This is a genomic window from Phytobacter sp. RSE-02 (genome assembly GCF_040578655.1).
Taxonomy (GTDB): domain Bacteria; phylum Pseudomonadota; class Gammaproteobacteria; order Enterobacterales; family Enterobacteriaceae; genus Phytobacter; species Phytobacter diazotrophicus.
The window spans coordinates 144,880-168,989 of sequence record NZ_JBEULY010000007.1 but is presented as its reverse complement, the minus strand read 5'-3'; the positions used below and the strand labels follow the sequence as shown (position 1 = coordinate 168,989).

The following is a 24,110-nucleotide window of genomic DNA, read 5'->3' as shown; positions in this document are numbered from 1 at the left end:
TGTGGCCCGGCGGCGCAGTCACGGTCTTATTTACTCATCTGTTCGGATTTCGCCATACAGGCCTGAATGGCGTCGATAACGGCCGCGCGGAAGCCTTTCTCTTCCAGTACCTTGACCGCTTCGATGGTCGTACCGCCAGGGGAGCAGACCATGTCTTTCAACTCTCCCGGATGCTTGCCGGTTTCCAGCACCATTTTCGCCGATCCCATCACCGCCTGCGCGGCAAACTTGTAAGCCTGCGCGCGTGGCATTCCGCCCAGCACGGCGGCATCGGCCATGGCTTCGATAAACATAAACACATACGCCGGGGCGGAACCACTGACGCCTACCACCGGGTGAATCATCGGTTCGGCAATAACCTCAGCGGCACCAAAGCAGCGGAAGATGTTAAGTACGTCGGCGATATCTTCCGGTGTCACCAGGGCGTTCGGCGTGATAGAGGTCATACCGGCATTTACCAGCGACGGTGTGTTAGGCATGGTGCGGACGATTTTCCGATCGTGGCCCAACGCCCGCGCCAGTTGATCGAGGGTGACGCCTGCGGCAATCGACACGACCAGCGACTCTTTATTCAGGCTGGATGCGACGTCGCTAAGAACCTTGACCATAATATTCGGTTTTACGGCGCCAAAGACAATGTCGGCTATCTGGGCGACTTCCTGCGCGCTCTGCGCGGCGTTAATGCCGTACTGGTCATGCAGTGCGGCGACTTTTTCTGGCGATGGGGTATAGACCCAGACCTGTCCAGGTTGTACCTGGCCGCTGGCGATCAGACCCCCGAGAATGGCTTTGCCCATGTTACCGCAGCCGATAAAACCGATTTTTTTCTCCATTACGTCTGTCTCTCTGCTGTTACGTGTTGTGAGGTATAGCTTAACGTGGAAAGGCTTACAGGGCGAAAGCTTAACGTCATGCTTTGCGAAGCGGGGCATTTAACGCGACAATGCCCGAAATGAGAGTGAGGAGCGATGATGGCGATTTGGGTTGATGCGGACGCCTGTCCGAATGTGATTAAAGAGATTCTGTTTCGTGCAGCCGAGCGCACACAAACGCCAGTGACGCTGGTGGCGAACCAAAATATCCGTGTGCCCCCCTCGCGCTTTATCCGTTCCGTGCGCGTTGCCGCGGGGTTTGATGTCGCAGATAACGAAATTGTGCGTCTGTGTGAGGCGGGCGACCTGGTGATCACGGCAGACATTCCATTGGCGGCGGAAGTCTTAGCCAAAGGGGCGGCAGCCATTAACCCGCGCGGCGAGCGCTACACTGAAGCGACGATTCGCGAACGTCTGACGATGCGAGATTTTATGGATACGCTGCGTGCCAGCGGGATTCAGACCGGCGGTCCGGATAGCCTGTCCCAGCGCGACCGCCAGCAGTTTGCCGCTCAACTGGATAAATGGCTGCTCGAGCGCCAGCGCCGCAAGGCTGACGAGTAGTATCATCAACGGTTATATGAATATGTTACGCTAAACGAGCCTGTGGGCTTGTCAACAGACAATCTTTTAAAGTAAGGTTATCGCTACATAGGTTGCATTAAAATCTTTACACTCAAATGTGGCGTCGTCTCTGGGTTCTAATGAGGAAGGATGCAAGTTGTTTTTGAAGCGTAACGATTTGTTTACGATCGCTCAACGCCCGGCAGGGTGATTTACCGTTATCTTATTTTTCTTTTTTTCACCTTGCGATATCAGAGGGAACACCCGTTCATGACGTTACCCATTTTTTTAGTTGGCGCACGTGGTTGCGGTAAGACTACCGTTGGTCATGCGTTATCACAGTTACACCTTTGTCAGTTTGTTGATACAGACCACTGGTTGCAGGAGCAGGCGCAGATGACCGTTGCCCAGCTCGTAAGCAAAGAAGGCTGGCATGGTTTTCGTGCGCGTGAAACCGAAGCTCTGGAAGCGGTTACCGCGCCTGCGCGTGTTGTTGCCACTGGCGGTGGTATCATTCTGAGCGAGTACAATCGCAAATTTATGCGCGAGCAGGGTGTGGTGATTTATCTCTCTGCACCTGTCCCGGTACTGGTTGATCGTCTGGAAGCGTATCCGAAAGAGAGCCAGCGTCCGACCCTGACCGGTAAGCCTGTTCGCGAAGAAGTGGGCGAAATTCTTGCGGTCCGTGATGCCCTCTACCGTGAAGCTGCACATCATGTTGTGAATGCCGCGCAAGATCTTGATTTGGTGATCGCTGAAATTCAGACTGCTCTGCGTCTGGCGCGCGCCAGCTAGCGAAACGATTGTCTATACTTAAGGCCTGACCCCGTAACTGAGGTAACGTCATGCCTGGTAAACCACCTTATCCTCGTGAAGCCCGTGTTGTTGCTGTAGAAAAAGGCACAGCCGGGCAGACCGTCACCTGGTACGAATTACGTGCCGACCATCCTAAACCTGACTCTTTAATCAGTGAGCACCCCACTGAGCAAGAAGCGCTGGATGCTAAAAAGCGGTATGAGGATCCAGATAAAAACTGATTGCCTTGAAAAAGTTCTGAAACATGAAATAAGCGGGGCCTCATCACATTTTTCACTCTGGCAAGATGGATGAGGACCGTCAATAATCAGACATTACTGGCGTATTTGGGAATCTTTAAGAACCTGGAAGTTGCCTGTGCATTTAGGCGGCGTCAAAGCATTAACGAAAAAGCAGTGTTGCAAGGTGGATGAACAAGATGAGTTCAACGATGGCGATCCTCACCGTGGGGGTGGTGCCTGTTCAAACGATATTACCGTTGCTGACCGAGCATATTTCTGAACAGCAGATAACCCATTTCAGCCTGCTTGGTAAAATGGATCCCCAGGACGTCCTGACCGATTACAAAGTTGATCCGGGCGAAACGCCGCTACCTACGCGTCTGTGCGATGGCAGTATTGCGATGGTCTCGCGTGAGAAAGTGGAGCGAGATCTGCAAAGCGTTATCGAAGTGATGGACAACCAGGGCTACGACGTTATTTTGCTGATGAGTACGGCAGATATCCGTGGGCTGAATGCGCGTAATGCCATTTTGATCGAACCACAGCGTATTATTCCGCCCCTGGTTGCCTCGATTGTTGATGGTCATCAGGTAGGGGTGATTGTGCCGATTCCTGAACTGATGGAACCGCAGCAGCGTAAATGGAGCGTGCTGGAAAAGACGCCATTTTACACGCTGGCACATCCGTATGAGGCGACTGAGTATCAACTGGTTTCAGCGGGAAAAGAGCTTATTGAGCAGGGTGCGGACGTATTAATGCTTGATTGCCTCGGTTTTCATCAATGGCACAGAGATTTACTTCAAAAATCATTGGATGTGCCAGTGTTACTTTCTAATGTTCTGGTGGCGCGGCTCGCCTCGGAGCTGCTGGTATAAGCCGTGTTACCCTGCAATTTCGCGTGACAGAAGCGAAGTCTGGCCTCTATAGTGTTTTTCCAGACATTTTCTTTATAAGGGCCAGTTCATGCTTCAAAGTAACGAATACTTTTCCGGTAAAGTGAAATCCATTGGTTTTACCAGCAGCAGTACTGGCCGCGCCAGTGTGGGCGTGATGGTGGAAGGTGAATACACCTTTGGTACTGCGCAGCCGGAAGAGATGACGGTCATTAGCGGTGCGCTTCATGTTCTGCTGCCTGGTGAAACCGAGTGGAAGACTTTCTCTGCGGGGGAAGTGTTCAATGTTGCCGGCCAAAGTGAATTTCATCTGCAGGTAGCCGAGCCGACCTCTTATCTCTGCCGTTATCTGTAAAAAAACGCCCGGCTTAACCGGGCGTTCTGCTTTTTAACGTCTGATTTTTTTCTTAGCGCTGAGCTTCGCCGCCGAGCCCTTCTACCAGACTGTGTATCAGCGTCGCCAGTTCACCGGTCATCAGAATAAAATCGGCATCAAAGCGCTGGGCGATATCATCGCGGTCAATATCTTCGTTCTGATCGCGTAGCTCATCACTAAATTTCAGGCGCTTAATCGAGCCATCATCACACACCACAAACTGAACGCGTTGCTGCCAGTCGAGCGCCAGTTTGGTTACCACTTTGCCCGCTTCGATATGCACTGCGATCTCATCGCTGACCAGTTCCTGTTTTTTGCAGCGAATCACGCCGCCATCTTCCAGGATGGCTTTCAGTTCGGCCTCGTCGAGAAGCTGGAAGCCTTGTGCCACCGTACCGGAACGCACCCATTCCGTCAGCGTCAGTTCAATAGGGGTCTCCAGCGTCAGCGGGACAACGGGCAGAGAACCGAGGCTTTTGCGCAGCAGCGCCAGCGTGTCTTCCGCTTTTTTCGCGCTGGCGCAGTCCACCATAATGAGACCATTGACGGTATCAATCCACATCATGGTCTGGCTAAAACGACTGAAGGCGCGCGGCAGCAATGAGTGCAGCACTTCGTCTTTCAGGGAATCTTTTTCGGTTTTTTTCAGCTTGCGGCCCTGGTCGGCCTCAAGACGGGAAATTTTGGCTTCCAGCGCCTGTTTAATCACCGGCGCAGGCAGGATTTTCTCTTCTTTGCGCGCGCAGATAATAATCTGACCGTTCGCAGTGTGGGTCAGCGCATCACTGTGTGAACCCATCGGTGGAACCCAGCCGGTTTTCGCCATATCCTGACTACCGCACGGGGTAAACGATAGTGGGGCAAGCTGTTTTTCCATCTCTTCCGCCCGCAGCGCTACATCGCGGCTGAGACGGTATACCATTAAATTTTTGAACCACAGCATGATATTTTCCACGGTCTAGTCGTTAATTGCAGCGGGCATGATAACCAATTGTCGCCGCGCTTGCATGTGAATGCGTTGTCCAACTATGAGGAGCATTATGTGCGTATTGGTATCGATTTAGGCGGCACAAAGACGGAAATCATTGCGCTCAGCGATAGCGGCGACGAGCTGTTTCGCCATCGTCAGCCGACACCGCGTGATTACCATCAAACCCTTGATCTGCTGGTCTCTCTGGTGGCGTTGACTGAGAAAGAAACCGGGCAAACGGGCACCGTTGGTATGGGGATCCCCGGCTCTATTTCCCCCTATACGGGCGTGGTAAAAAATGCCAACTCAACCTGGCTCAACGGTAAGCCCTTCGATAAAGATTTAAGCCAACGTTTAAACCGGGACGTTCGTCTGGCGAATGACGCTAACTGCCTGGCCGTTTCTGAGGCGGTAGATGGCGCAGCGGCCGGTGCGCAGACCGTGTTTGCGGTGATTATAGGTACAGGCTGCGGAGCGGGTCTGGCGTTTAATGGCCGCTCGCATATCGGCGGCAACGGGACGGCGGGCGAGTGGGGGCATAATCCGCTGCCATGGATGGATGCAGATGAATTGCGTTATCGGGAAGAGGTGCCGTGCTATTGCGGCAAGCAAGGGTGCATCGAAACCTTTATCTCCGGTACGGGCTTTGGCACCGATTATCAGCGCTTAAGCGGACACACGCTTAAAGGCAATGAAATCATTCGTCTGGTAGAAGCGCAGGATCCGCTTGCCGAGCTGGCGTTAAGCCGTTATGAGCTGCGTCTGGCGAAGTCGCTGGCCCATGTGGTGAATATTCTCGACCCGGATGTGATTGTGCTTGGCGGTGGGATGAGCAATGTCGAACGATTATATAAAACCGTGCCAAATCTGGTGAAAAACTGGGTATTCGGCGGTGAGTGTGAAACCCCGATCCGTAAAGCGCTGCACGGTGATTCCAGTGGTGTGCGTGGTGCAGCCTGGCTGTGGCCGCAGGCGTAATAATCAAACCGGCGGTGATCCTGCCGGTTTTGTTTATTTATTATTTAAAGAAATAAATAATGGTTAATTATTGATTGTTAATATGTGTTTCTTCTTTCGGAATTCCCCCCTAATGTTTTGAGTAACCATTTGTTGCATGGTTCTTTGTTACTGTATTTCTTGGTGAAAAATCTTCCTGACACGTAATTAAGTGAAAAATTAAAGGCGCCGTGGTTGGTTTATGCGTTGATATTGCCGCAATGAAGTGGATAGGTTTTATTCATCCGTTTGACTGCCGGAGTGAACAGGGGTATAAAATTCCGTGATTTAATTTTATTCTTGATACCGCTGCAAGAACTATCTGCCATATGTATGAATAAAGTGATTGCCATTCACATTGAATATGTTTGCAGTTTTTAAGGAATGGTTAGTATGCCAAGGAACTCCCTGCTTACCCTGTTTTTTTTATTTTTATTTAGCCCTGCAGTTTTTGCTACAACATGGGGATGTACTCGAGCATTTCCATCAGTTATGGGTAACGATTTCAAAATTCCTCCAGTTAATATTACATTGAATGCCAGCACGCCAGATAACACACTTCTCTATACGATTAAGCATGTGACACCCGGCGTTCAGAAAGTATACAACTGCAAGTCATCAGATATGCTCTGGCATTTGGCGTTGCAAAATGCGGGAACGCCAGTCTATCAAGGGACTGTTGGCGGTGTCAGTGTATCCATATATCCTACAAATATATCAGGTCTTGGTATTTCTATTAATGATGCTGATGCGGGAGGTGCAACAAACGGTAAGCCTGTAAATCAATACCCGAATGATATCAATAAAAATGTTGCCGATTCCGATATAGTGGCGATGGGTATGTGGCTTGATATCAGGCTCTGGAAAATAGCAGGTTCTGTCCCACTCAATCCCGGTTCGATCACTTTCATTGGCCCAACAATTAATCAGGGTATTGTATCAAAAAATAGTACCGATACATTTAGCGATACCACCATGTCTCCCAGCCCTGGAAAATGGTTCACAGGTAATTATTCACGAATTACAGGTAGTATAAATTTAATTAACAGTACATGTAATCTCCAGGGTGGGGATAAGACGGTCCAGATGGGGGCGTTTAACGGTTCCTCAAGCCAGACAATGGGGAAGTCCTCCTGGAAAGATGCAAGTTTTAATATCGTATGCCCGAATGCTTATGGTTATGGTGGTCAGAACGGTAACGGAACCTGGAGTAGTACTACGGGGATAGGTGATTACGGAACAGTGACTGCGGCTAACTCTGTCAAAAACAATCCAATAACAATTCGAATTATTCCCCGAACCGCGATTGTCAGCCAAAATTGGCTGGGCGCGCCTCTCACCGGAACTATCGCTCTTGATGGGAGTGGGGCACAAGGATACGGTGTGCAACTTTCCTGGGGGGACGCCGCTACATTAGGCTCGGGCGAACCCGCCAGACCCGTTATCTTTAATACCCCCATAACCGCTAACAGCCTGAACTCTTCTGCCTTTCGCGCGGGAGCCTATGATATCGGTTCATCCGCCATTGCATCAGGTCAGGACGGGACGATAAAAATGGCGGCTCGTTTTATTCGCACGACTGGCAATGTTTCGCCCGGGCCAGCCAAAACGGCTATAGAAGTTATAATTGGTTATGATTAGTGTGTCTTTAAACAGGGGCAATCCTGATACGCCGTCTTGCCCCATTTTTAATGATTAATTAATGATTAAAAATGCGCTATCCAGCTTGCTGTACCCCAGCCCGTTAATCTTCCTGACCTTAATCTGCACCGGAATACGCTCCTTCATCGCCTCAACGTGACTGATAACGCCAATGGTTTTTCCACTGGCATTCAGAGCGTCGAGCGCATCCAGTGCCGTATCCAGTGTTTCGCTGTCCAGCGTGCCGAAACCCTCATCCAGGAAGAGTGAATCGATGCGGGTTTTATGGCTCACCAGGTCCGACAGCGCCAGCGCCAGCGCCAGGCTCACAAGAAAACTTTCGCCGCCGGAAAGGGTGCGGGTATCGCGTATCGCATCGGCCTGCCAGGTATCGACGACCTCCAGCTCCAGCGCTTCGCTGACTTTGCGTTTAAGCAGATAGCGCCCGTGCAGGCGGTTCAACTGATTGTTGGCCAGCCACACCAGGTTATCGAGAGTTAACCCCTGGGCGAATTTACGGAATTTATCCCCTTCTTTTGAGCCAATCAGCGCGTTGAGATGCCCCCAGTCGTCACAGCGCAGCGCCGCGCGTTCAATATCCAGCATCAGCGCCTGCTGGCGCTGGCGATTGTCTGCATCCTGTTTAAGTTGCTGTCGGCACTCCCCCTGGCGGGTGGTGTTTTCACGCAACTGGCGGGCCAGCAACTCCAGCGCTTCACGGGATTTTTCGGCGTCCGTATCGTCAGTCAGGGCGGCAGGAGGCTGCGCGCTATGCGCCGCGAGAGCCTGTTCAGCGTTGGCCACCAGTACCTGTGCCTGTTGTTCGTCACGGTCGAGACGCTGACGAAGCTGCTCCAGGCGCGCGCGCTCGTCATCGCTCAACAGCGCAGCAAGAAAGTCTTCCCGATCGGCAAACTCACTGTTTGCCAGCGCATCGGCAAACTGTTTCTCCAGTTCAGCCAGGCGCTCCGTCTCAAGCCGTAGTTGCTGTTGCAGCGTTTGCCACTGACTGTGCAGCGACACGCAATCGTTATGTACCTGCCGCCAGTTGTCCAGGGCAACGGTTTTTATCGCGTCCGGAACAGCTTCTTCCGGCAGCGTGTCGAGAAGCGGTGTTAGTTGTGCAATCTGCTCGTGCAATGCGCTAAATGCGCTCTGTTTTTCCTGCCAGAGTTCCGTTTCGGAGGTGCGTGCTGCCAGCCATTGTGCCTCTTCACCTTCTGGCGGCAGCGCCAGCCCCAGTGGCTCCAGCATCGCGGCCAGACTGGCCCGGCGCGCCTCTGCCGCCTGCTGGTATTGCTGAACCTGCAGGCGCAACTCGTTGATCTGGCTTTGTAATGTCAAACGCTGGCTCAACTGATAGAGCTGATGTTCGTAGGCATCCTGCGAGCTCAGCCAACTGGAGATGTCTTGCTGCGGCCGCAGGGTGACATTCAACGTCAGGCACAATTCCTGCCACTCGTTGGTAAGCGTTTGCTCCTGCTCGCGAAGTGATTTCGCTTCGCGGTCGTCTTTTTCAATGCGCTCACTTATCCCCTTCAGACGCTCGCTGAGTGCCACGCCATCCTCTTTTACCTGACGGACTTCGAGATCCAGCGCATCGCGGCGGGCATGATTCACGCCGGGGACGATGGCCTGATATTCAGCAATCGCAGGGTGAGATGTCGAACCACAAAGCGGGCAGGGATGACCCGGTTGTAGACGGGCGCGTTCGGTTTCCAGGCTGTGGATGCGGTCTTCCAGCTCGCAAATGGTGCGAACATCCATCAGCAACTGGTTTTTTTCTTTATAAAGCTCACGCTTACGCGCCAGCTCGGCCGTCAGTTTTTCCTGCTCAGCTTTCAATTCGGTCAGGCTTTGCTGCCGCTGGGCGAGATGTTTTTGTAACGGAGCAAAACGTGCATGCAGGGCGGTCAGGCGTTGACGCAGCGGGCGGTTCTGCGCACAGAGCGTCATCGCTGCGTTAACCTCATCGGCGGTCATCTCCAGCGAGACGGTCATCAGATTACGTAATTTGTGCTCGTTTTGTTGAATGCGTTCCTGCAGGGCATGCCACGGCTTTTTGTCATCTTCTTGCTGGCTTAGCATCGCCCGCCAGCCGGTTAACTCGGTCTGCCAGCGCTGGAAGCGTTTGTTGTCTTCAAGCCAGAGTGACAGCGTTTTTTGCGACGCCATTAATTCCTGATGCTGGTGTGCAGCGCTGGCGCGGATCTGTGCCCGCAGCGCGAGGCTCGCCTGTAAGCGAGTATTTACTTCCTCATTCTGGCGACGACTGCTGTCCTGTGCTTTTCGCTGCTCCAGTAACCGTTCCCAGACGGGCCGCAACAGCAGGGCCGGTTGAACCCGCGCAAGCCGCGCCAACTGAGGCTCGGCGGCAGTGCGTGCCTGTTGTGCCTGCTGCCGGGCTTTGTGTGCCTGGTCGCAGGCGGCTTGTAGTTCACCGCTGCGAATAAGCCAGTTCAGTTGTGCCTGCACACTCCGCTGCCCGTCTAACAGACGCTGTTCTTCGTCAGTGAGTGCCTGCACACTTGCATTCAGCGATTCCCGCTGCTCATCGGTAAGCAGAACCACGCCTTCGGCCTGCGCCTGCAGTTTCTCCAGCTCGATTTTGGCGACTTTATGTTTTTCAAACACATCGGCAGAAATCTGCCCGTAGATTTCTGTGCCGGTCAGTTCTTCGAGCAGTTCTGCGCGCTCTTTCGGTTTAGCGTTAAGAAACGCGGCGAATTGCCCCTGGGAGAGCAACATGGAGCGGGTGAAACGGCCATAATCGAGCCCGGTTAAGGCGGCGGTTAGCTCCAGTTTATCTTTTACTTTGTCGGCGAGGATCTTGCCGTCTGCACAGCGGGCCAGCTCTACACGCGGAACCTGCAAATTACCGTCCGGCTGATTGCGCGCACGGCTCTGGCTCCAGAATGCACGGTAAGCGACCTCTTTAACTTCGAATTCGACCTCTGCCAGGCAGTCGGCGGTGTCACGGGTCATCAGATCATTCTGCGACTGTGAAACGATATTCAGACGCGGTGTCTCGTGATAGAGCGCCAGGCAGATGGCATCCAGCAGGGTCGTTTTCCCGGCGCCGGTTGGCCCGGTGATGGCAAACAGGCCGTTACTGGCAAACGGCTCGGCGGTGAAATCAATCTTCCATTCGCCTTTTAATGAGTTAAGGTTTTTCAGGCGTAGGCTGAGGATTTTCATGCGTCATGCTCCTGATTGAGCGAGTGGAGCGTTTCGGAAAAGAGCGACTGCAGGCGGGCAATCTGGATGTCATCGAGCTCCTCCTGCGCCAGGCGACGCGCGAAAACCTCTTCCACTTTTAACTCGCTTAAGGTTTCGCGGCGCTCACCTGCGAGGATGCGCTCCCGCTGTTCGCGGCTGCGGCGAACCAATAACACCTCGACCGGCAGATCGGCGGTGAGTGCCTGAATTTTTCGCTGCATGTCGCTCAGATAATCCTCGGTTGCGATCTCAATATCCAGCCACACGGGAGCGTCGGTTGGGCTGCCACGCCACTGCTCAAGTTGCTGACGAATCGACTCAAGATCGCCCTTGATGACAGCCAGTTGCTGTGTAACAGGGACTTCCAGCGCTGTCACATCCGCCAGTTTTCCTGCTGAAAATGTCACTAGATTGACATATTTGCTGTTCCCGGTTTCGTCAAAGCTCAGAGCGATAGGCGAGCCACAGTAGCGGATATGCTCTTGCCCACCCGGCTTTTGCGGGCGGTGAATATGCCCAAGCGCGATGTAATCCGCAGGCGGAAAGTTTTGCGCGGGGAAGGCATCCAGCGTACCGATATAGATGTCACGTACGGCGTCACTCTTACTGGCACCGACGGTGGTCAGATGCCCACTGGCGATTATCGGCAGCACGCTGTCGCCGCGTAATTCGCAGGCGGCCTGGTACTGTTGCTGGTAGTAATCGGTGATGGCATGCAGCAAATGAAGCTGTTTTTCTTGCCCGGAGAGTCCCGCCTGGCTGGTCACGATGTCGCGTGGACGCAAAAAAGGCACCGGGCAGAAAACCGCGCCGGGCGAACCGTCACGCAACGGTAAATAAAAAGGCGCGCTGCCTGCGCTGGCGACAACGGTTGTCTTCAGCCACGCAAGAATATCTTTCGATTCATTAAGGGTGGCTACTGAATCATGATTACCTGCCAGCACAACCAGATGACAACCCGTCTGCTGTAATTTCACCACAAAACGGTTGTACAGCTCGCGCGCATAGCTAGGTGGGGAGCCGGTATCAAAGATGTCGCCCGCGACAATAATGGCGTCGACCAGGTACTCCTCAGCGGTGGCCAGCAGCCAGGTGAGGAAAGCGTCGTGTTCGGCGGCGCGGCTTTTACTGTAGAAGTTCTGACCCAGGTGCCAGTCCGAAGTATGAAGGATGCGCATAGCGGTTCCGTGGCAAAAAAGCGTAAACGCGATTATAACATTCAGGGGCACACGAGCCGCCAGTGAAAGAATTTCCCACTGTCATAAAACAAAGGCTTGGGTCACCTGTTGGTCATTTGTTTCATAAATCTGTCACAAAAGTGACGCATAATGGCGCCGCACTTAGCTGATGACTTAATTTAAACAGGGCAAATTATGGCAAGACGCATTCTGGTCGTAGAAGACGAAGCGCCAATCCGTGAGATGGTGTGTTTCGTGCTCGAACAAAACGGCTTTCAACCTGTCGAAGCGGAAGATTATGACAGCGCGGTGAACCAACTTAATGAACCCTGGCCCGATCTGATTTTGCTCGACTGGATGCTGCCAGGTGGCTCAGGTATTCAGTTCATTAAACATCTCAAGCGTGAAGCGATGACCCGTGATATCCCGGTGATGATGTTGACCGCTCGTGGTGAAGAAGAAGACCGCGTGCGCGGACTTGAGACGGGCGCGGACGATTACATTACTAAGCCGTTTTCGCCCAAGGAACTGGTGGCACGTATTAAAGCTGTCATGCGTCGTATCTCGCCGATGGCGGTAGAAGAAGTCATTGAAATGCAGGGGCTGAGCCTTGATCCGAGCTCTCACCGTGTGATGACCGGTGAAAATCCTCTGGACATGGGGCCGACGGAGTTTAAGCTACTGCATTTCTTTATGACGCATCCTGAGCGTGTGTATAGCCGCGAACAGCTGCTGAACCATGTCTGGGGAACGAATGTGTATGTTGAAGACCGCACGGTGGATGTTCATATTCGCCGGTTGCGTAAAGCGCTGGAACACAGCGGCCACGATCGTATGGTTCAAACCGTTCGCGGCACGGGTTATCGTTTCTCGACCCGTTTCTAAAATCTGAAAGGAGTGTGACGCGTGCTGGAACGGCTGTCATGGAAAAGGCTGGTACTCGAACTCATCCTTTGTTGTCTACCCGCTGCACTGCTCGGCGCTTTCTTTGGTTATCTGCCCTGGTTTTTACTGGTGGCAGTCACCGGGTTACTGGCCTGGCATTTCTGGAATTTAATGCGTCTTTCCTGGTGGTTGTGGGTCGATAAAAGTATGACGCCGCCGCCGGGCACGGGAAGCTGGGAACCCCTGCTTTATGGTCTGCACCAGATGCAGATGCGTAATAAAAAACGCCGTCGTGAGCTGGGTAATCTGATCAAACGTTTTCGTAGTGGCGCGGAGTCGCTACCTGATGCGTTAGTGATGATCACCGAAGAGGGTACGATGTTTTGGTGTAATGGCCTGGCACAGCAATTGCTGAATCTACGCTGGCCGGACGATAACGGACAAAACATCCTCAACCTGCTGCGTTATCCGGAATTTACCCGCTATCTTAAAACGAAAGATTTCACCCGCCCGCTGAATCTGGTGCTTAACAATGGTCGCCATCTGGAGATCCGCGTGATGCCCTACAGCGAGCAGCAGTTATTGATGGTCGCGCGTGACGTCACGCAAATGCATCAGCTTGAAGGGGCCCGGCGTAACTTTTTTGCCAACGTCAGCCACGAGCTACGCACACCGCTGACGGTATTGCAGGGCTATCTGGAAATGATGCAAGAGCAGACGCTGGAAGGGCCGCCGCGTGACAAGGCGCTGCACACCATGCGTGAGCAGACATCGCGAATGGAAGGTCTGGTCAAACAGTTACTGACATTATCCAAAATAGAAGCGGCGCCGACGTTACCGCCGAATGAAACTATTGATGTGCCGATGATGCTGCGTGTTGTGGAGCGCGAGGCGCAGACGTTAAGCCAAAAGAAGCATGAGCTTGAATTCGTGGTCGACAGTGACCTGAAAGTGCTGGGGAATGAGGATCAGCTACGCAGCGCGATTTCCAATCTGGTCTATAACGCCGTGAACCATACGCCAGCGGGAACACACATTACCGTGCGCTGGCAACGCGCGATCTCTGGCGCACAGTTTATCGTTGAAGATAATGGGCCGGGGATTGGGCCTGAACATATTCCTCGCCTGACAGAGCGCTTTTACCGCGTTGATAAAGCCCGCTCCCGGCAAACCGGTGGTAGCGGTTTGGGGCTGGCTATCGTAAAACACGCGCTTAACCATCACGAAAGTAAGCTCGAAATCGACAGTACGCCGGGTAAAGGCACCCGTTTCAGTTTTACATTGCCCGCACGTCTCGTCGTGAAGAACGCAAGCTGACACCTGAGGTGTCAGTTTTTCTTTCCACTTCTGTCATAGACCCGCTTTTCACACTTCGTTTTTCCCGAATCTGCAAACAGATTATGTCTCTGACTATTTTTTGTTCGCATGATTAGCCATCCGTTTTTCTTATATACAGTATCTTCATCTGGCATTTATTGTAGAGTTGGTATAACCATCTGGTTTTGCGATCCCTTATTGCCTTTAAACGTTATAAGCGTTTAAATTGCGCCCCGTATGTCGTCAGACCGACTGTATTTGCGTGGTAAATCGAAAAACTATTCTCCGTCACGCAGCGCGGGAAGTGTTTCCCGCTACGTTTAAAGGTTATTTCCGCCGTAATGTTCCGCTGAAATAAGGCGAAAATTTCAACACTTACAACATCACATCCACAGGCAGTAAACGTTTATGACCCATCATTTAAAACCACGAGACATTGTTGCTCTGGGCTTTATGACTTTCGCGTTGTTCGTCGGCGCCGGAAATATCATCTTCCCTCCGATGGTTGGTTTGCAGGCGGGCGAGCACGTCTGGACTGCCTCAATTGGCTTTCTGATTACCGCTGTGGGCCTGCCGGTGCTGACGGTCGTCGCGCTGGCGAAAGTGGGCGGAGGGGTGGATAGCCTCAGCACGCCGATTGGTAAAGTAGCCGGCGTACTGCTGGCCACCGTCTGCTATCTGGCCGTGGGGCCGCTGTTTGCCACGCCGCGTACCGCGACGGTATCGTTTGAGGTGGGGATTGCGCCGCTGACCGGTGAAGGCTCACTGCCGCTGCTGATTTACAGCATTATCTACTTTGCGCTGGTCATTCTGGTTTCGCTCTATCCGGGCAAATTGCTGGATACCGTCGGGAATTTTCTCGCGCCGCTGAAAATTATCGCGCTGATCGTTCTCTCTGTTGCCGCTATCATCTGGCCAGCCGGTCCGATTAGCCATGCGATGGATGCCTACCAGCATGCGGCGTTCTCGAACGGTTTTGTGAATGGCTATCTCACCATGGATACGCTGGGCGCGATGGTGTTCGGCATCGTTATCGTTAATGCGGCACGTTCACGTGGCGTAACAGAAGCCCGCTTGCTGACCCGCTATACCGTCTGGGCTGGCCTGATGGCCGGTGTCGGTCTGACGCTGCTCTATCTGGCGCTGTTCCGTCTGGGTTCTGATAGCTCGACGCTGGTGGACCAGTCTGCCAATGGTGCTGCGATTTTGCATGCATATGTTGCCTATACCTTTGGTGGCGCTGGCAGCCTCCTGTTGGCTGCGCTGATTTTTATCGCCTGCCTGGTTACGGCGGTGGGGCTGACCTGCGCCTGCGCTGAGTTCTTCTCGCAATATTTGCCGCTCTCTTATCGTGCGCTGGTGTTTATCCTGGGGATCTTCTCCATGGCGGTGTCGAATCTGGGGCTGAGTCATCTGATTCAAATCTCTATTCCGGTGCTGACAATGATTTATCCGCCGTGTATCGCACTTGTGGTGTTAAGCTTTACGCGCTCCTGGTGGCATAATTCGACCCGCGTAATTGCACCGGCGATGTTCATCAGTCTGGCGTTTGGCGTACTGGACGGTATCAAAGCATCTGCATTTAGCGATATGCTTCCGGCCTGGACTCAGCGTCTGCCGCTGGCAGAGCAGGGGCTGGCCTGGTTGATGCCAACAGTGGTGATGGTGGCTCTGGCTGTGTGCTGGGATCGTGCCGCCGGGCGTCAGGTGACATCCAGCGCCCATTAATTGCGCAATAAGGTTTGCTAACCACGGGACGTAAAGTCCCGTGGTTTTTTGTTTTTTTTAGATCCTGGAACAGGAAACCATGGAAAGTACGAACAAACTAAAGCGAGGTCTTAGTACCCGGCACATTCGCTTTATGGCCCTGGGGTCGGCGATTGGCACCGGGCTGTTTTACGGTTCCGCCGATGCCATCAAAATGGCCGGGCCAAGCGTATTGCTGGCCTATATCATCGGTGGTGTGGCGGCGTATATCATCATGCGTGCGCTGGGCGAGATGTCAGTACACAACCCGTCCGCCAGTTCATTTTCCCGCTACGCGCAGGAAAACCTCGGGCCATTGGCCGGTTATATCACCGGCTGGACCTATTGTTTCGAAATCCTGATTGTGGCGATTGCCGATGTGACGGCCTTTGGCATTTATATGGGGGTCTGGTTTCCCGCCGTACCGCACTGGATCTGGGTGCTCAGCGTCGTGCTGATCATCTGCGCCATCAACCTGATGAGCGTGAAAGTCTTTGGTGAGCTGGAGTTTTGGTTCTCTTTCTTCAAAGTGGCTACCATCATCATCATGATTGTCGCCGGTTTTGGCATCATCATCTGGGGGATTGGTAACGGCGGACAGCCTACCGGTATCAGTAACCTGTGGACCAACGGCGGTTTCTTTAGTAACGGCTGGTTGGGGATGGTGATGTCGCTGCAAATGGTAATGTTCGCCTACGGCGGTATTGAAATCATCGGCATCACCGCCGGGGAAGCGAAAGACCCTGAGAAATCTATTCCGCGTGCGATAAACTCCGTACCGATGCGTATCCTGGTGTTTTACGTGGGCACGCTGTTTGTCATCATGTCTATCTACCCGTGGAACCAGGTGGGGACCGACGGCAGCCCCTTCGTGCTGACCTTCCAGCATATGGGGATCACTTTCGCGGCCAGCATTCTTAACTTCGTCGTACTGACAGCCTCATTGTCGGCGATTAACTCCGATGTGTTTGGCGTGGGGCGTATGCTGCACGGTATGGCGGAGCAGGGCAGTGCGCCCAAAGTGTTTGCCAAAACGTCCCGTCGCGGCATTCCGTGGGTCACGGTAATGGTGATGACCATCGCGCTGCTGTTTGCGGTTTACCTCAATTACATCATGCCGGAAAACGTCTTCCTGGTGATTGCCTCTCTGGCGACATTCGCCACCGTGTGGGTATGGATCATGATCCTGCTGTCGCAAATTGCCTTCCGTCGTCGTTTGTCGCCGCAGGAAGTGAATGCCCTGAAATTCAAAGTGCCGGGCGGCGTTGCCACCACCGTGGCTGGCCTGGTTTTTCTGGTCTTTATTATCGCCCTGATTGGCTGGCACCCGGACACGCGCATTTCGCTGTATGTGGGTTTCGCGTGGATTGTTCTGCTACTGATTGGCTGGATGTTTAAACGCCAGAAAGCATAAATTCGCTAATACCCGGTAGTGTCAGGCTACCGGGCAAACGCTGTTTTACCACTATCTCATCATTTCCCATCTTACCGCGCTTATACCGACGAATCACATCTGGCTTTGCGAAAAATATGCGCAGCGAGTTTTCTGCGCCCTGGTTCTCAACCCCATAAAAACGCAGAAAAGATGAGCTGTCGTGACGAGATTTGTGCAAGAGTGAGGTCATTTTTGACATAGGGGAAAGTCGATGTTGCAAGCCTGGCATCTGCCTGTCGCGCCGTTTGTAAAACAGAACAAAGACCAACTGGTGATGACACTCTGGCTAACCGGAAGTAAGCTTCCGTCACGCGTCACGTTACGGGCCGAGATAGATAATGAAGAGACCTCGATATCGATGCGGCGGGTCCGCCTGGCGCCAAAACCTGGCGTGACGGCCTGGCGTGCAGCCATCTCACTGCAAAGTGGGCAGCCGCGGCGTCGTTACAGCTTTAAGCTGCTGTGGGACGACCGCCAGCTCTGGTTTACCCCCCAGGGGTTCAGCCCGTTTCCCCCTGCACGGCTGGAGCAATTCGCCGTCGATTCCCCTGACAGTGGGCCGCAGTGGGTAGCAGAACAGGTGTTCTATCAGATCTTCCCCGATCGTTTTGCCCGGGGTGAACAGCATCAAGATCAGCAGGACAACGTTTACTATCACCACGCCGCAGGCCAGGAGATCGTGCTGCGCGACTGGGATGAACCGTTGAGCGGCGAGGCCGGCGGCTCGACTTTCTACGGCGGCACGCTGGACGGTATCAGTGAAAAGCTGCCCTATCTGCATGAACTGGGTGTGACTGCGCTTTATCTGAACCCGGTCTTTGTCGCCCCTAGCGTGCATAAATACGATACGGAAGATTACCGTCACGTGGACGCACGTTTCGGCGGCGATCAGGCACTGCTTCGCCTGCGTCGGAGTACCCATCGTTTGGGGATCCGTCTGTTACTGGACGGAGTCTTTAATCACAGCGGTGATTCACATGCCTGGTTTGACCGACACAACCGCGGCACCACCGGCGCCTGTCATAACCCCGCTTCCGAATGGCGTGAATGGTACAGTTTTGATGAGGATGGCCGCGCGCGTGACTGGCTGGGCTATTCCAGCCTGCCAAAGCTGGACTACCAGGCGCAAACTCTGGTGGACGAGATGTACCAGGGCGAAGACAGCGTGGTACGTCACTGGCTGAAAGCGCCCTGGAATATGGATGGCTGGCGGCTGGATGTGGTGCACATGCTGGGTGAGGGGGGCGGTGCGCGCAATAACCTACAACATGTCGCCGGGATAACCAAAGCCGCCAAAGAGACGCTGCCTGAGGCCTATATCGTCGGCGAGCATTTCGGCGATGCGCGCCAGTGGCTACAGGCGGACGTGGAAGACGCCGCCATGAACTACCGTGGTTTTACCTTTCCGGTATGGGCGTTTCTGGCGAATACCGATATTTCGATGGATCCCCAGCGTATTGATGCGCACACCTGTATGGTGTGGATGGATAACTACCGCGCCGGACTTTCGCATCAGCAACAGTTACGCATGTTCAACCAACTGGATAGCCACGACACACCGCGTTTTAAAACGGTGTTGGGAAAAGATGTGGCCCGGTTGCCGCTGGCAGTGGTTTGGCTGTTTACCTGGCCCGGCGTACCCTGCATTTACTATGGTGATGAGGTTGGGCTGGACGGTGCCAACGATCCCTTCTGCCGCAAACCCTTCCCGTGGGACAAAGCGAAACAGGACACGGAACTGCTGGCGCTCTATCAGCGGCTGGCCCGTCTGCGCAAACGTAGCCAGGCGCTCTGTTACGGCGGCTGTCAGGTTATCTACGCCGAAGGGAACGTGGTGATCTTTTTGCGTCTGTATCAGCAAGAAAGGGTGCTGGTGGCGATTAACCGTGGCGAGCCCTGCGAAGTTGTCCTGCCGGAATCGCCGCTACTGGATGTCAAAGTCTGGCACGGTAAAGAGGGCAAGGGCACATTACAGGATGGGGTACTGTCGTTACCGGCAATCTCTGCCTCAGTGTGGCAGGGGAACTAACACCTACCAGAAAGCGCAGCGGGAATAGCGCAATTCCGATACTTTGTGCCAAAGTATATGCACGCTCCGGAATGAAGGTGAAATCATGGATGGACTGGTACTGATAGCCTGTACTATGTTGTTTTTATTGCTGGTGGTTATCCCGGTAATGTCGATTCTGGCTTACCGGCGTAGTAATGCGGCCAGAGATGAGCTGTCGCGCCTGCGTCAGCGCGTGGCTCTGCTTGAACAGCAGATGAGTGGTTATGCGCCGGGACATGCGCCTGCAGCGCAGGAGGCCGCTTCTCCTGTTGACTCGCCTGAGGTTATCGTACCTGAGGTTATCGTACCTGATATTTCAGTCCCGGAGCCGCAGCTAACGCCTGAACCCGAACCGGTTCCTGTCGAACCGGCTCCGGTGAATGTCGAACCGGCTCCGGTGAATGTCTGGGCGCGAGGGACACCAGCGGCAACCGTGTCTGCCAGAGGTTCCGTTCCCCTACCGGAACGCGAGGAACCCGCGTCTGGCAGCCAGGCTGGCGGTATGGTCACCGCGCTGTTGCGCTGGTTTATGCAAGGAAACCCGCTGGCAAAGCTGGGTATCATCCTGCTGTTTCTTGGGCTGGCCTTTCTCTTTCGTTATAGCGTTGAACGCTCGCTCTTCCCGTTGGAGCTGCGTCTGGCTGTTGCCGCGCTGGGTGCGATGGCGCTGTTATTCCTCGGCTGGCGTTTGCGACACAAGCAGCCTGTTTTTGCCTTAATTCTACAAGGTGGTGCAACAGGCGCGCTCTATTTAACGGTCTTTGGCGCGTTTCGACTGTGGCAGATGCTCCCCATGTCGCTGGCGTTTGCGCTGTTATTGCTAATTTGCGCGGCCAGCGTCGGGCTGGCGGTGCTACAGCGCGCGTTGAGTCTGGCCATGCTGGCGAGTCTGGGCGGTTACGCCGCGCCGCTGCTGCTGTCTTCGGGCGGCGGCAGTCATGTCACGTTATTCTCTTTCTATTTATTACTTTCTGTCGGCATCCTGGCGATCAGCGTCTGGCAGCACTGGCGCGAACTTAACCTGTTGGGGATGTTCTTCACCTTCGGGGTGGGGGGAGTGTGGGGTATCGCCGACTACCGGCCTCAGTACTATCTGAGCTGCCAGCTCTTCCTGATTACTAATCTGTTGATCTTCGGCGTATTGAGCGTGGCGCTGTCACTGCGTGCGCAAAAGAAAGGCAAGCGCATTATCGATGGCGTGCTGCTCTTTGCCCCGCCGCTGATAGGGTTTGGCATGCAATATGCCATCACACAGCACCTGACATATGGCCCGGCACTCAGTGCGCTGGGTTACGGCGCGTTTTATATGTTGCTGGCCTGGAGCGCCGTAAAACGCTTTCCTGCGGCGGGAAAACCGCTTGTTCTGGCGGCGCTGGCACTTGGCGGCGCATTCACCACGCTTGCTATTCCGCTGGCGCTTTCAGCCCGCTGGACTGCGATGGCCTGGGCGCTGGAAGGGTTGGGCGTACTGTGGCTTGGCGTGATGCAAGGGCAGCGTCGCATGAGCTATAGCGGTACGGGTTTGTTGGTACTGGCGCTCGGCAGCGCGCTATGGGCGATGACCGACGGCACAACGGCGCTCTCGGTGATGGTGATTTTTGCGGTATTGAGCGCGACCTGGCTGGTTGCCGCCAGGTTGTGGCGTCGCCTGCCGGCACCAGGTAGCCTGGTGCTGTTGGCGGGCGGTATCGCCTTCTGGCTGGTGGCGCTCTGGGGCGCGTCTGACTGGATACTCAATAAAAGCATTCCGGCGGCGGTACTCGGACTGCTGGCGCTGTCGGTTTGGGGCTGGCGCTATATGGCACGGCGGCTTCACTGGCGGGCGTTACACTATGCTGTATGGCTGCTTTGGCCCGTGATGCTGGTGGTTTTGCTCTGGCAGTTGACTATCGAGCGGCAATTGTTGGGGGCGGGCTGGCAAAACCTCGCCTGGTGTGTGGCGCTGCCCTCGGCGTACTTACTGTTATCGCGGGAGCGCAGAGTTCCTGCCCGGTTGTCGCAAGGGCTTCATATTTCGCTGCTGTGGATGATTTTACTGGCGGCGGGAACCGAGCTTTTCTGGTTTGTTGATGCACTGCCCTGGGGAATGGACGCCTGGCGTATCGGCTTGCCGATGGCGGCTGGCGGTATTGTTATTCTGCTGCTTCACGGCGGCATTCGTCGCAACATTTGGCCGCTACGCGTCTGGCCTGCACTCTATGGTCAATTGGGACCGCTACCGCTTATCCCGCTGTTAGTTGTTCTGCTGGTGGCTGGCAATATGCATGACGGGCGCGTTATTCACTCTCTTTATCTGCCGCTGGTTAACCCGCTGGAAGAGGGGGCAGCCTTCGCGCTGCTCGGCGTGTGGTTCTGGTGTCGTTATGCGCGGCCGCGCCTGCCTGCGAACGTTACGCCATTGGTTGCACCTGCGCTGCTGGCGCTGGCTTTCTGGTGGATTAACGGGCTATTGCTGCGCCTGCTGGCGCACTATGGCGGTGTGGACTGGGATAGCGAAAGCCTGTGGAATTCGCGTCTGATTCAGACCAGTTTCGCGCTGTTCTGGATGTTGGGTGCGCTGGTGGTGATGCTGCTGGCTACCCGGCGAGGGTCGCGGCACCAGTGGCTCGGCGGCGCGGCGTTGCTGGGGGTTGTCATCGTGAAATTAATGCTGGTGGACAGCGCGGGCGGTGGCGGCCTGGCGCGGGCTATCGCCTTTATTGGCGTGGCGGTGCTGGTGTTAATCGTGGGGTATTTCTCTCCCTTACCGCCTAAAGGGGCGAAGGCGTTCAGCGAGGAAGAAAAATCATGAAATGGAAGATAGCGATTTTTACCGGCGCGTTATGGTGCGCGGCGTTACCGGGGCTTGCCCAGGAAACCGCCCCGGAGTCGCCGCAGGATTATGCCTGGGGCAGGTCGCTTACGACAGCGGCCTCATCGCCTTGGTATCGGGTTACGCTACCCGACGATGTCTACCAGCAAAGCGTCTGGCCCGATCTGCGCGATGTCCGGGTGTTTAACCATCAGGGTGAGCGTGTGCCTTTTACGCTCCAGGTGCAGCAGGAGGCGCAGCCCGCGCCGAAGGAGCAGGCTTTACGCCTTTTCCCTCTTGCTGCTTCACCTGTTGAAAAGCTGTCAGATTCCGGGGAACGGGTCTGGCTGCGTTCCCCGGAGGGTTATGAAATCAAGCTTGAAGGGGAACGCATTAACACGATGGGCGAGAGCTATCTGCTGGCGCTGCCGGATAACGTGCAAAGGCAGAACGTCACACAGCTTCAGCTTAGCTGGGATAAACCGGCGGTGAACTGGCAGGGGAAAGCATCGCTCTACTACAGCAGTGATATGAAAGAGTGGGATTTAATGCAGGCGGATGCGCCGCTGATGGACGTCGCGAGCGGCAGCGATCGCCTGACGCTGAATACCATCAACATTAGTCTTTCGATGGTTACCAATACTCCGCGCTATTTACTGCTGGTGTTTGATAAGCCGCAGTTGCCTGTCACGCTTACCCGCGCAGTGGTGATAGAAAACCCGCAATCGACGGAGATAACGAACGTGGCCCTGCCCGCCGCCGGGCGTGCGCTCTCGCAGGATAAGGCGCTTTATCATTGGGCCAGCCCGCAGCCTGTGACCTCCATTTCCTTGAGTCTGGAAGAGGAGGGTACACTGCCGGTAGAGATCGCCTGGCGCTCCGGCGCCGATGAGGCGTGGCGACCGCTTGCGAAAACAGTGCTGTGGAATTTAAATAACCAGATATCAGAGCCAATTCCCGTCACGGTGGGTAACGTGCAGGAGATTCAGGTGACAACGGTCAACGCTCACCTGCCGAAAGTCTTGCCGCAATTGACTGGGTTACGACCGGGCCAGACGCTTATCTTTAATGCCCAGGGGAGCGGCCCGTACATTCTGGCGTGGGGGAATAAAGCGGCGCAAAGCGTGGCAACGGATCTCGATGCGTTGATTCCTGCGGCTTTACGCCAGAAGCATGCGCCGGAAAGCCTGCCAGAGGCGTGGGTCGGCGACGAGGTAAAACTGGGCGGCGAAGCGCGTCTGAGCGCCACCTCGCCGATTGAGCAGCGTAGCCAGTGGCTTACCGGCCTGGTCTGGGCCGCGCTGGTACTGGGCGTACTGGCGCTGGCATGGATGGCGCTGCGCATATGGCGCGAGGTGAAAGAGAAGGCGTAATTACAGCGTTCTGGCTTCTGCCTGCGCCATCATGCGTGGGTAGAATTGCCAGAACTTCTCTTCCAGCGCCTCGTAGTGGTTATCCAGGTCCTGCCACGAGTCACGTAGAGCATCGAGTCGCGGTCGGCGGCTGGCCATGCCGTTTAGCACCCGCTGGATAAAATCCATCTCCCGGTAGCGCTCAAGCCAGCGCTCCGACCATAAATAGTCATTTAAATTGACGAAACGTGGCGGGGCTTCCGACAGGATCACACTGACTTGTGCATGCGCGTAGCCGACAAATTCGCTAAGCGGCATTGAAGGCGAGATCTGCTCCCAGTGGCGCGAGACGAAATGATCCCACATCACATCAAGCGTGATTGGCGCGACACGGCGTGTTTCAGGACGAAACCAGCCGCGAGCTTCTTTGACTTCCGGCAGGTTGTCGGTCAGTACGTCGATACGGCGGTGCATATGGATGCCGGAAACCACGTCGGGCGCGTAGAGTTCATCCGGGTTGCCGCGAACAAAATCCGCCAGCAAATTACCGGAAAGCGAGCTATTGGCGAGGTGAGCCAGGTGCAGGTGTGCGAGAAAATTCATCGTTATACTCGTTTTTGTTCAGGTCGCATATCGTAGCGGCGTGTGTCATTCACCAGCGATGATTGGGAATTTCCTGTGCTGCCGCCATTTGTAATGCGAATTATTTAGAGTATATGAACTCTCCGGAGGGGTAAAGGTTGCAGGGAGAACGCCCCGGCACTAGACTACCCGCCTCTTATTTACGT

The 24,110-nt window shown here is 54.5% G+C and carries 20 protein-coding genes; 14 read left to right on the top strand and 6 right to left on the bottom strand.

Translation table 11 applies throughout. From position 1 onward, the window contains the following. Window positions 1-26 precede the first annotated feature (26 nt). Window positions 27-833, bottom strand: coding sequence for a pyrroline-5-carboxylate reductase (proC, locus tag ABU190_RS16395; RefSeq protein WP_071195854.1), 807 nt, complete (start codon window positions 831-833; stop codon window positions 27-29). 138 nt (window positions 834-971) lie between these two features. Between proC and ABU190_RS16390 the strand changes: the two genes are divergently transcribed. The 5 genes from ABU190_RS16390 to ppnP all read left to right on the top strand — a co-directional run bounded on the left by ABU190_RS16390 (window position 972) and on the right by ppnP (window position 3,721). After that, on the top strand, window positions 972-1,436 hold the full coding sequence (locus tag ABU190_RS16390) for a YaiI/YqxD family protein (protein ID WP_354691915.1): 465 nt from the start codon (window positions 972-974) through the stop codon (window positions 1,434-1,436). Between the two features lie 270 nt (window positions 1,437-1,706). Beyond that, a complete protein-coding gene (gene aroL, locus ABU190_RS16385) occupies window positions 1,707-2,231 on the top strand; it encodes a shikimate kinase AroL (RefSeq protein WP_041852553.1) in 525 nt (174 codons plus the stop codon). Between the two features lie 50 nt (window positions 2,232-2,281). Next, window positions 2,282-2,473: a protein YaiA gene (gene yaiA, locus ABU190_RS16380; RefSeq protein ID WP_041852552.1), complete on the top strand. Its 192-nt coding sequence runs from the start codon at window positions 2,282-2,284 to the stop codon at window positions 2,471-2,473. Between the two features lie 197 nt (window positions 2,474-2,670). Beyond that, window positions 2,671-3,348: an AroM family protein gene (locus ABU190_RS16375; protein WP_041852551.1), complete on the top strand. Its 678-nt coding sequence runs from the start codon at window positions 2,671-2,673 to the stop codon at window positions 3,346-3,348. A gap of 88 nt (window positions 3,349-3,436) precedes the next feature. Then, entirely contained in the window at window positions 3,437-3,721 is a 285-nt protein-coding gene (gene ppnP / locus ABU190_RS16370) for a pyrimidine/purine nucleoside phosphorylase (protein WP_193795258.1), read from the top strand. 52 nt (window positions 3,722-3,773) lie between these two features. Here ppnP and rdgC read toward each other — a convergent pair whose 3' ends face one another. Continuing rightward, entirely contained in the window at window positions 3,774-4,685 is a 912-nt protein-coding gene (rdgC, locus tag ABU190_RS16365) for a recombination-associated protein RdgC (protein WP_354691851.1), read from the bottom strand. Window positions 4,686-4,784: 99 nt separating this feature from the next. On the opposite strand from rdgC, the gene mak reads away from it, so the two are divergent. Both mak and ABU190_RS16355 read left to right on the top strand, forming a co-directional pair. Beyond that, window positions 4,785-5,690, top strand: a complete 906-nt coding sequence (mak, locus tag ABU190_RS16360) for a fructokinase (RefSeq protein WP_354691850.1) — start codon at window positions 4,785-4,787, stop codon at window positions 5,688-5,690. Between the two features lie 411 nt (window positions 5,691-6,101). Next, window positions 6,102-7,349 (top strand): hypothetical protein, encoded by a 1,248-nt coding sequence (locus ABU190_RS16355; protein ID WP_354691849.1) that lies wholly within the window; start codon window positions 6,102-6,104, stop codon window positions 7,347-7,349. Window positions 7,350-7,403: 54 nt separating this feature from the next. Here ABU190_RS16355 and sbcC read toward each other — a convergent pair whose 3' ends face one another. After that, the gene (gene sbcC / locus ABU190_RS16350; RefSeq protein ID WP_354691848.1) at window positions 7,404-10,547 is read right to left on the bottom strand and encodes an exonuclease subunit SbcC; all 3,144 of its coding nucleotides are present in this window, start codon (window positions 10,545-10,547) and stop codon (window positions 7,404-7,406) included. Then, window positions 10,544-11,746, bottom strand: a complete 1,203-nt coding sequence (sbcD, locus tag ABU190_RS16345) for an exonuclease subunit SbcD (RefSeq protein ID WP_354691847.1) — start codon at window positions 11,744-11,746, stop codon at window positions 10,544-10,546. Before sbcD ends, sbcC begins: the two co-directional genes overlap by 4 nt. A gap of 195 nt (window positions 11,747-11,941) precedes the next feature. Here sbcD and phoB point away from each other — a divergent pair, with 195 nt between their 5' ends. From phoB to proY, 4 genes are all read left to right on the top strand, one after another. After that, complete coding sequence (gene phoB / locus ABU190_RS16340) at window positions 11,942-12,631, top strand: phosphate response regulator transcription factor PhoB (RefSeq protein ID WP_041852545.1); 690 nt, start codon at window positions 11,942-11,944, stop codon at window positions 12,629-12,631. 21 nt (window positions 12,632-12,652) lie between these two features. Further along, window positions 12,653-13,948 carry a phosphate regulon sensor histidine kinase PhoR gene (gene phoR / locus ABU190_RS16335; RefSeq protein WP_354691846.1) on the top strand — a complete coding sequence of 432 codons (1,296 nt, stop codon included), beginning with the start codon at window positions 12,653-12,655 and terminating at the stop codon, window positions 13,946-13,948. Between the two features lie 408 nt (window positions 13,949-14,356). After that, window positions 14,357-15,676, top strand: coding sequence for a branched-chain amino acid transporter carrier protein BrnQ (brnQ, locus tag ABU190_RS16330; RefSeq protein ID WP_354691845.1), 1,320 nt, complete (start codon window positions 14,357-14,359; stop codon window positions 15,674-15,676). A gap of 79 nt (window positions 15,677-15,755) precedes the next feature. Beyond that, entirely contained in the window at window positions 15,756-17,108 is a 1,353-nt protein-coding gene (proY, locus tag ABU190_RS16325) for a proline-specific permease ProY (protein ID WP_079497574.1), read from the top strand. Here the strand turns inward: proY and ABU190_RS16320 are convergent. Next, a complete protein-coding gene (locus tag ABU190_RS16320) occupies window positions 17,089-17,328 on the bottom strand; it encodes a hypothetical protein (protein ID WP_354691844.1) in 240 nt (79 codons plus the stop codon). The two genes, proY and ABU190_RS16320, sit on opposite strands and share 20 nt — an antisense overlap. A 12-nt stretch (window positions 17,329-17,340) precedes the next feature. On the opposite strand from ABU190_RS16320, the gene malZ reads away from it, so the two are divergent. The 3 genes from malZ (at window position 17,341) to ABU190_RS16305 (ending at window position 23,343) form a co-directional block, all read left to right on the top strand. Next, window positions 17,341-19,158, top strand: a complete 1,818-nt coding sequence (gene malZ / locus ABU190_RS16315; protein ID WP_354691843.1) for a maltodextrin glucosidase — start codon at window positions 17,341-17,343, stop codon at window positions 19,156-19,158. 85 nt (window positions 19,159-19,243) lie between these two features. Next, on the top strand, window positions 19,244-21,970 hold the full coding sequence (locus ABU190_RS16310; protein WP_354691842.1) for a DUF2339 domain-containing protein: 2,727 nt from the start codon (window positions 19,244-19,246) through the stop codon (window positions 21,968-21,970). Beyond that, complete coding sequence (locus ABU190_RS16305) at window positions 21,967-23,343, top strand: DUF3999 family protein (RefSeq protein WP_354691841.1); 1,377 nt, start codon at window positions 21,967-21,969, stop codon at window positions 23,341-23,343. The genes ABU190_RS16310 and ABU190_RS16305 overlap by 4 nt, the downstream gene beginning before the upstream one ends. Here ABU190_RS16305 and acpH read toward each other — a convergent pair whose 3' ends face one another. Continuing rightward, window positions 23,344-23,925, bottom strand: coding sequence for an ACP phosphodiesterase (gene acpH, locus ABU190_RS16300; protein WP_354691840.1), 582 nt, complete (start codon window positions 23,923-23,925; stop codon window positions 23,344-23,346). Window positions 23,926-24,110 lie beyond the last annotated feature (185 nt).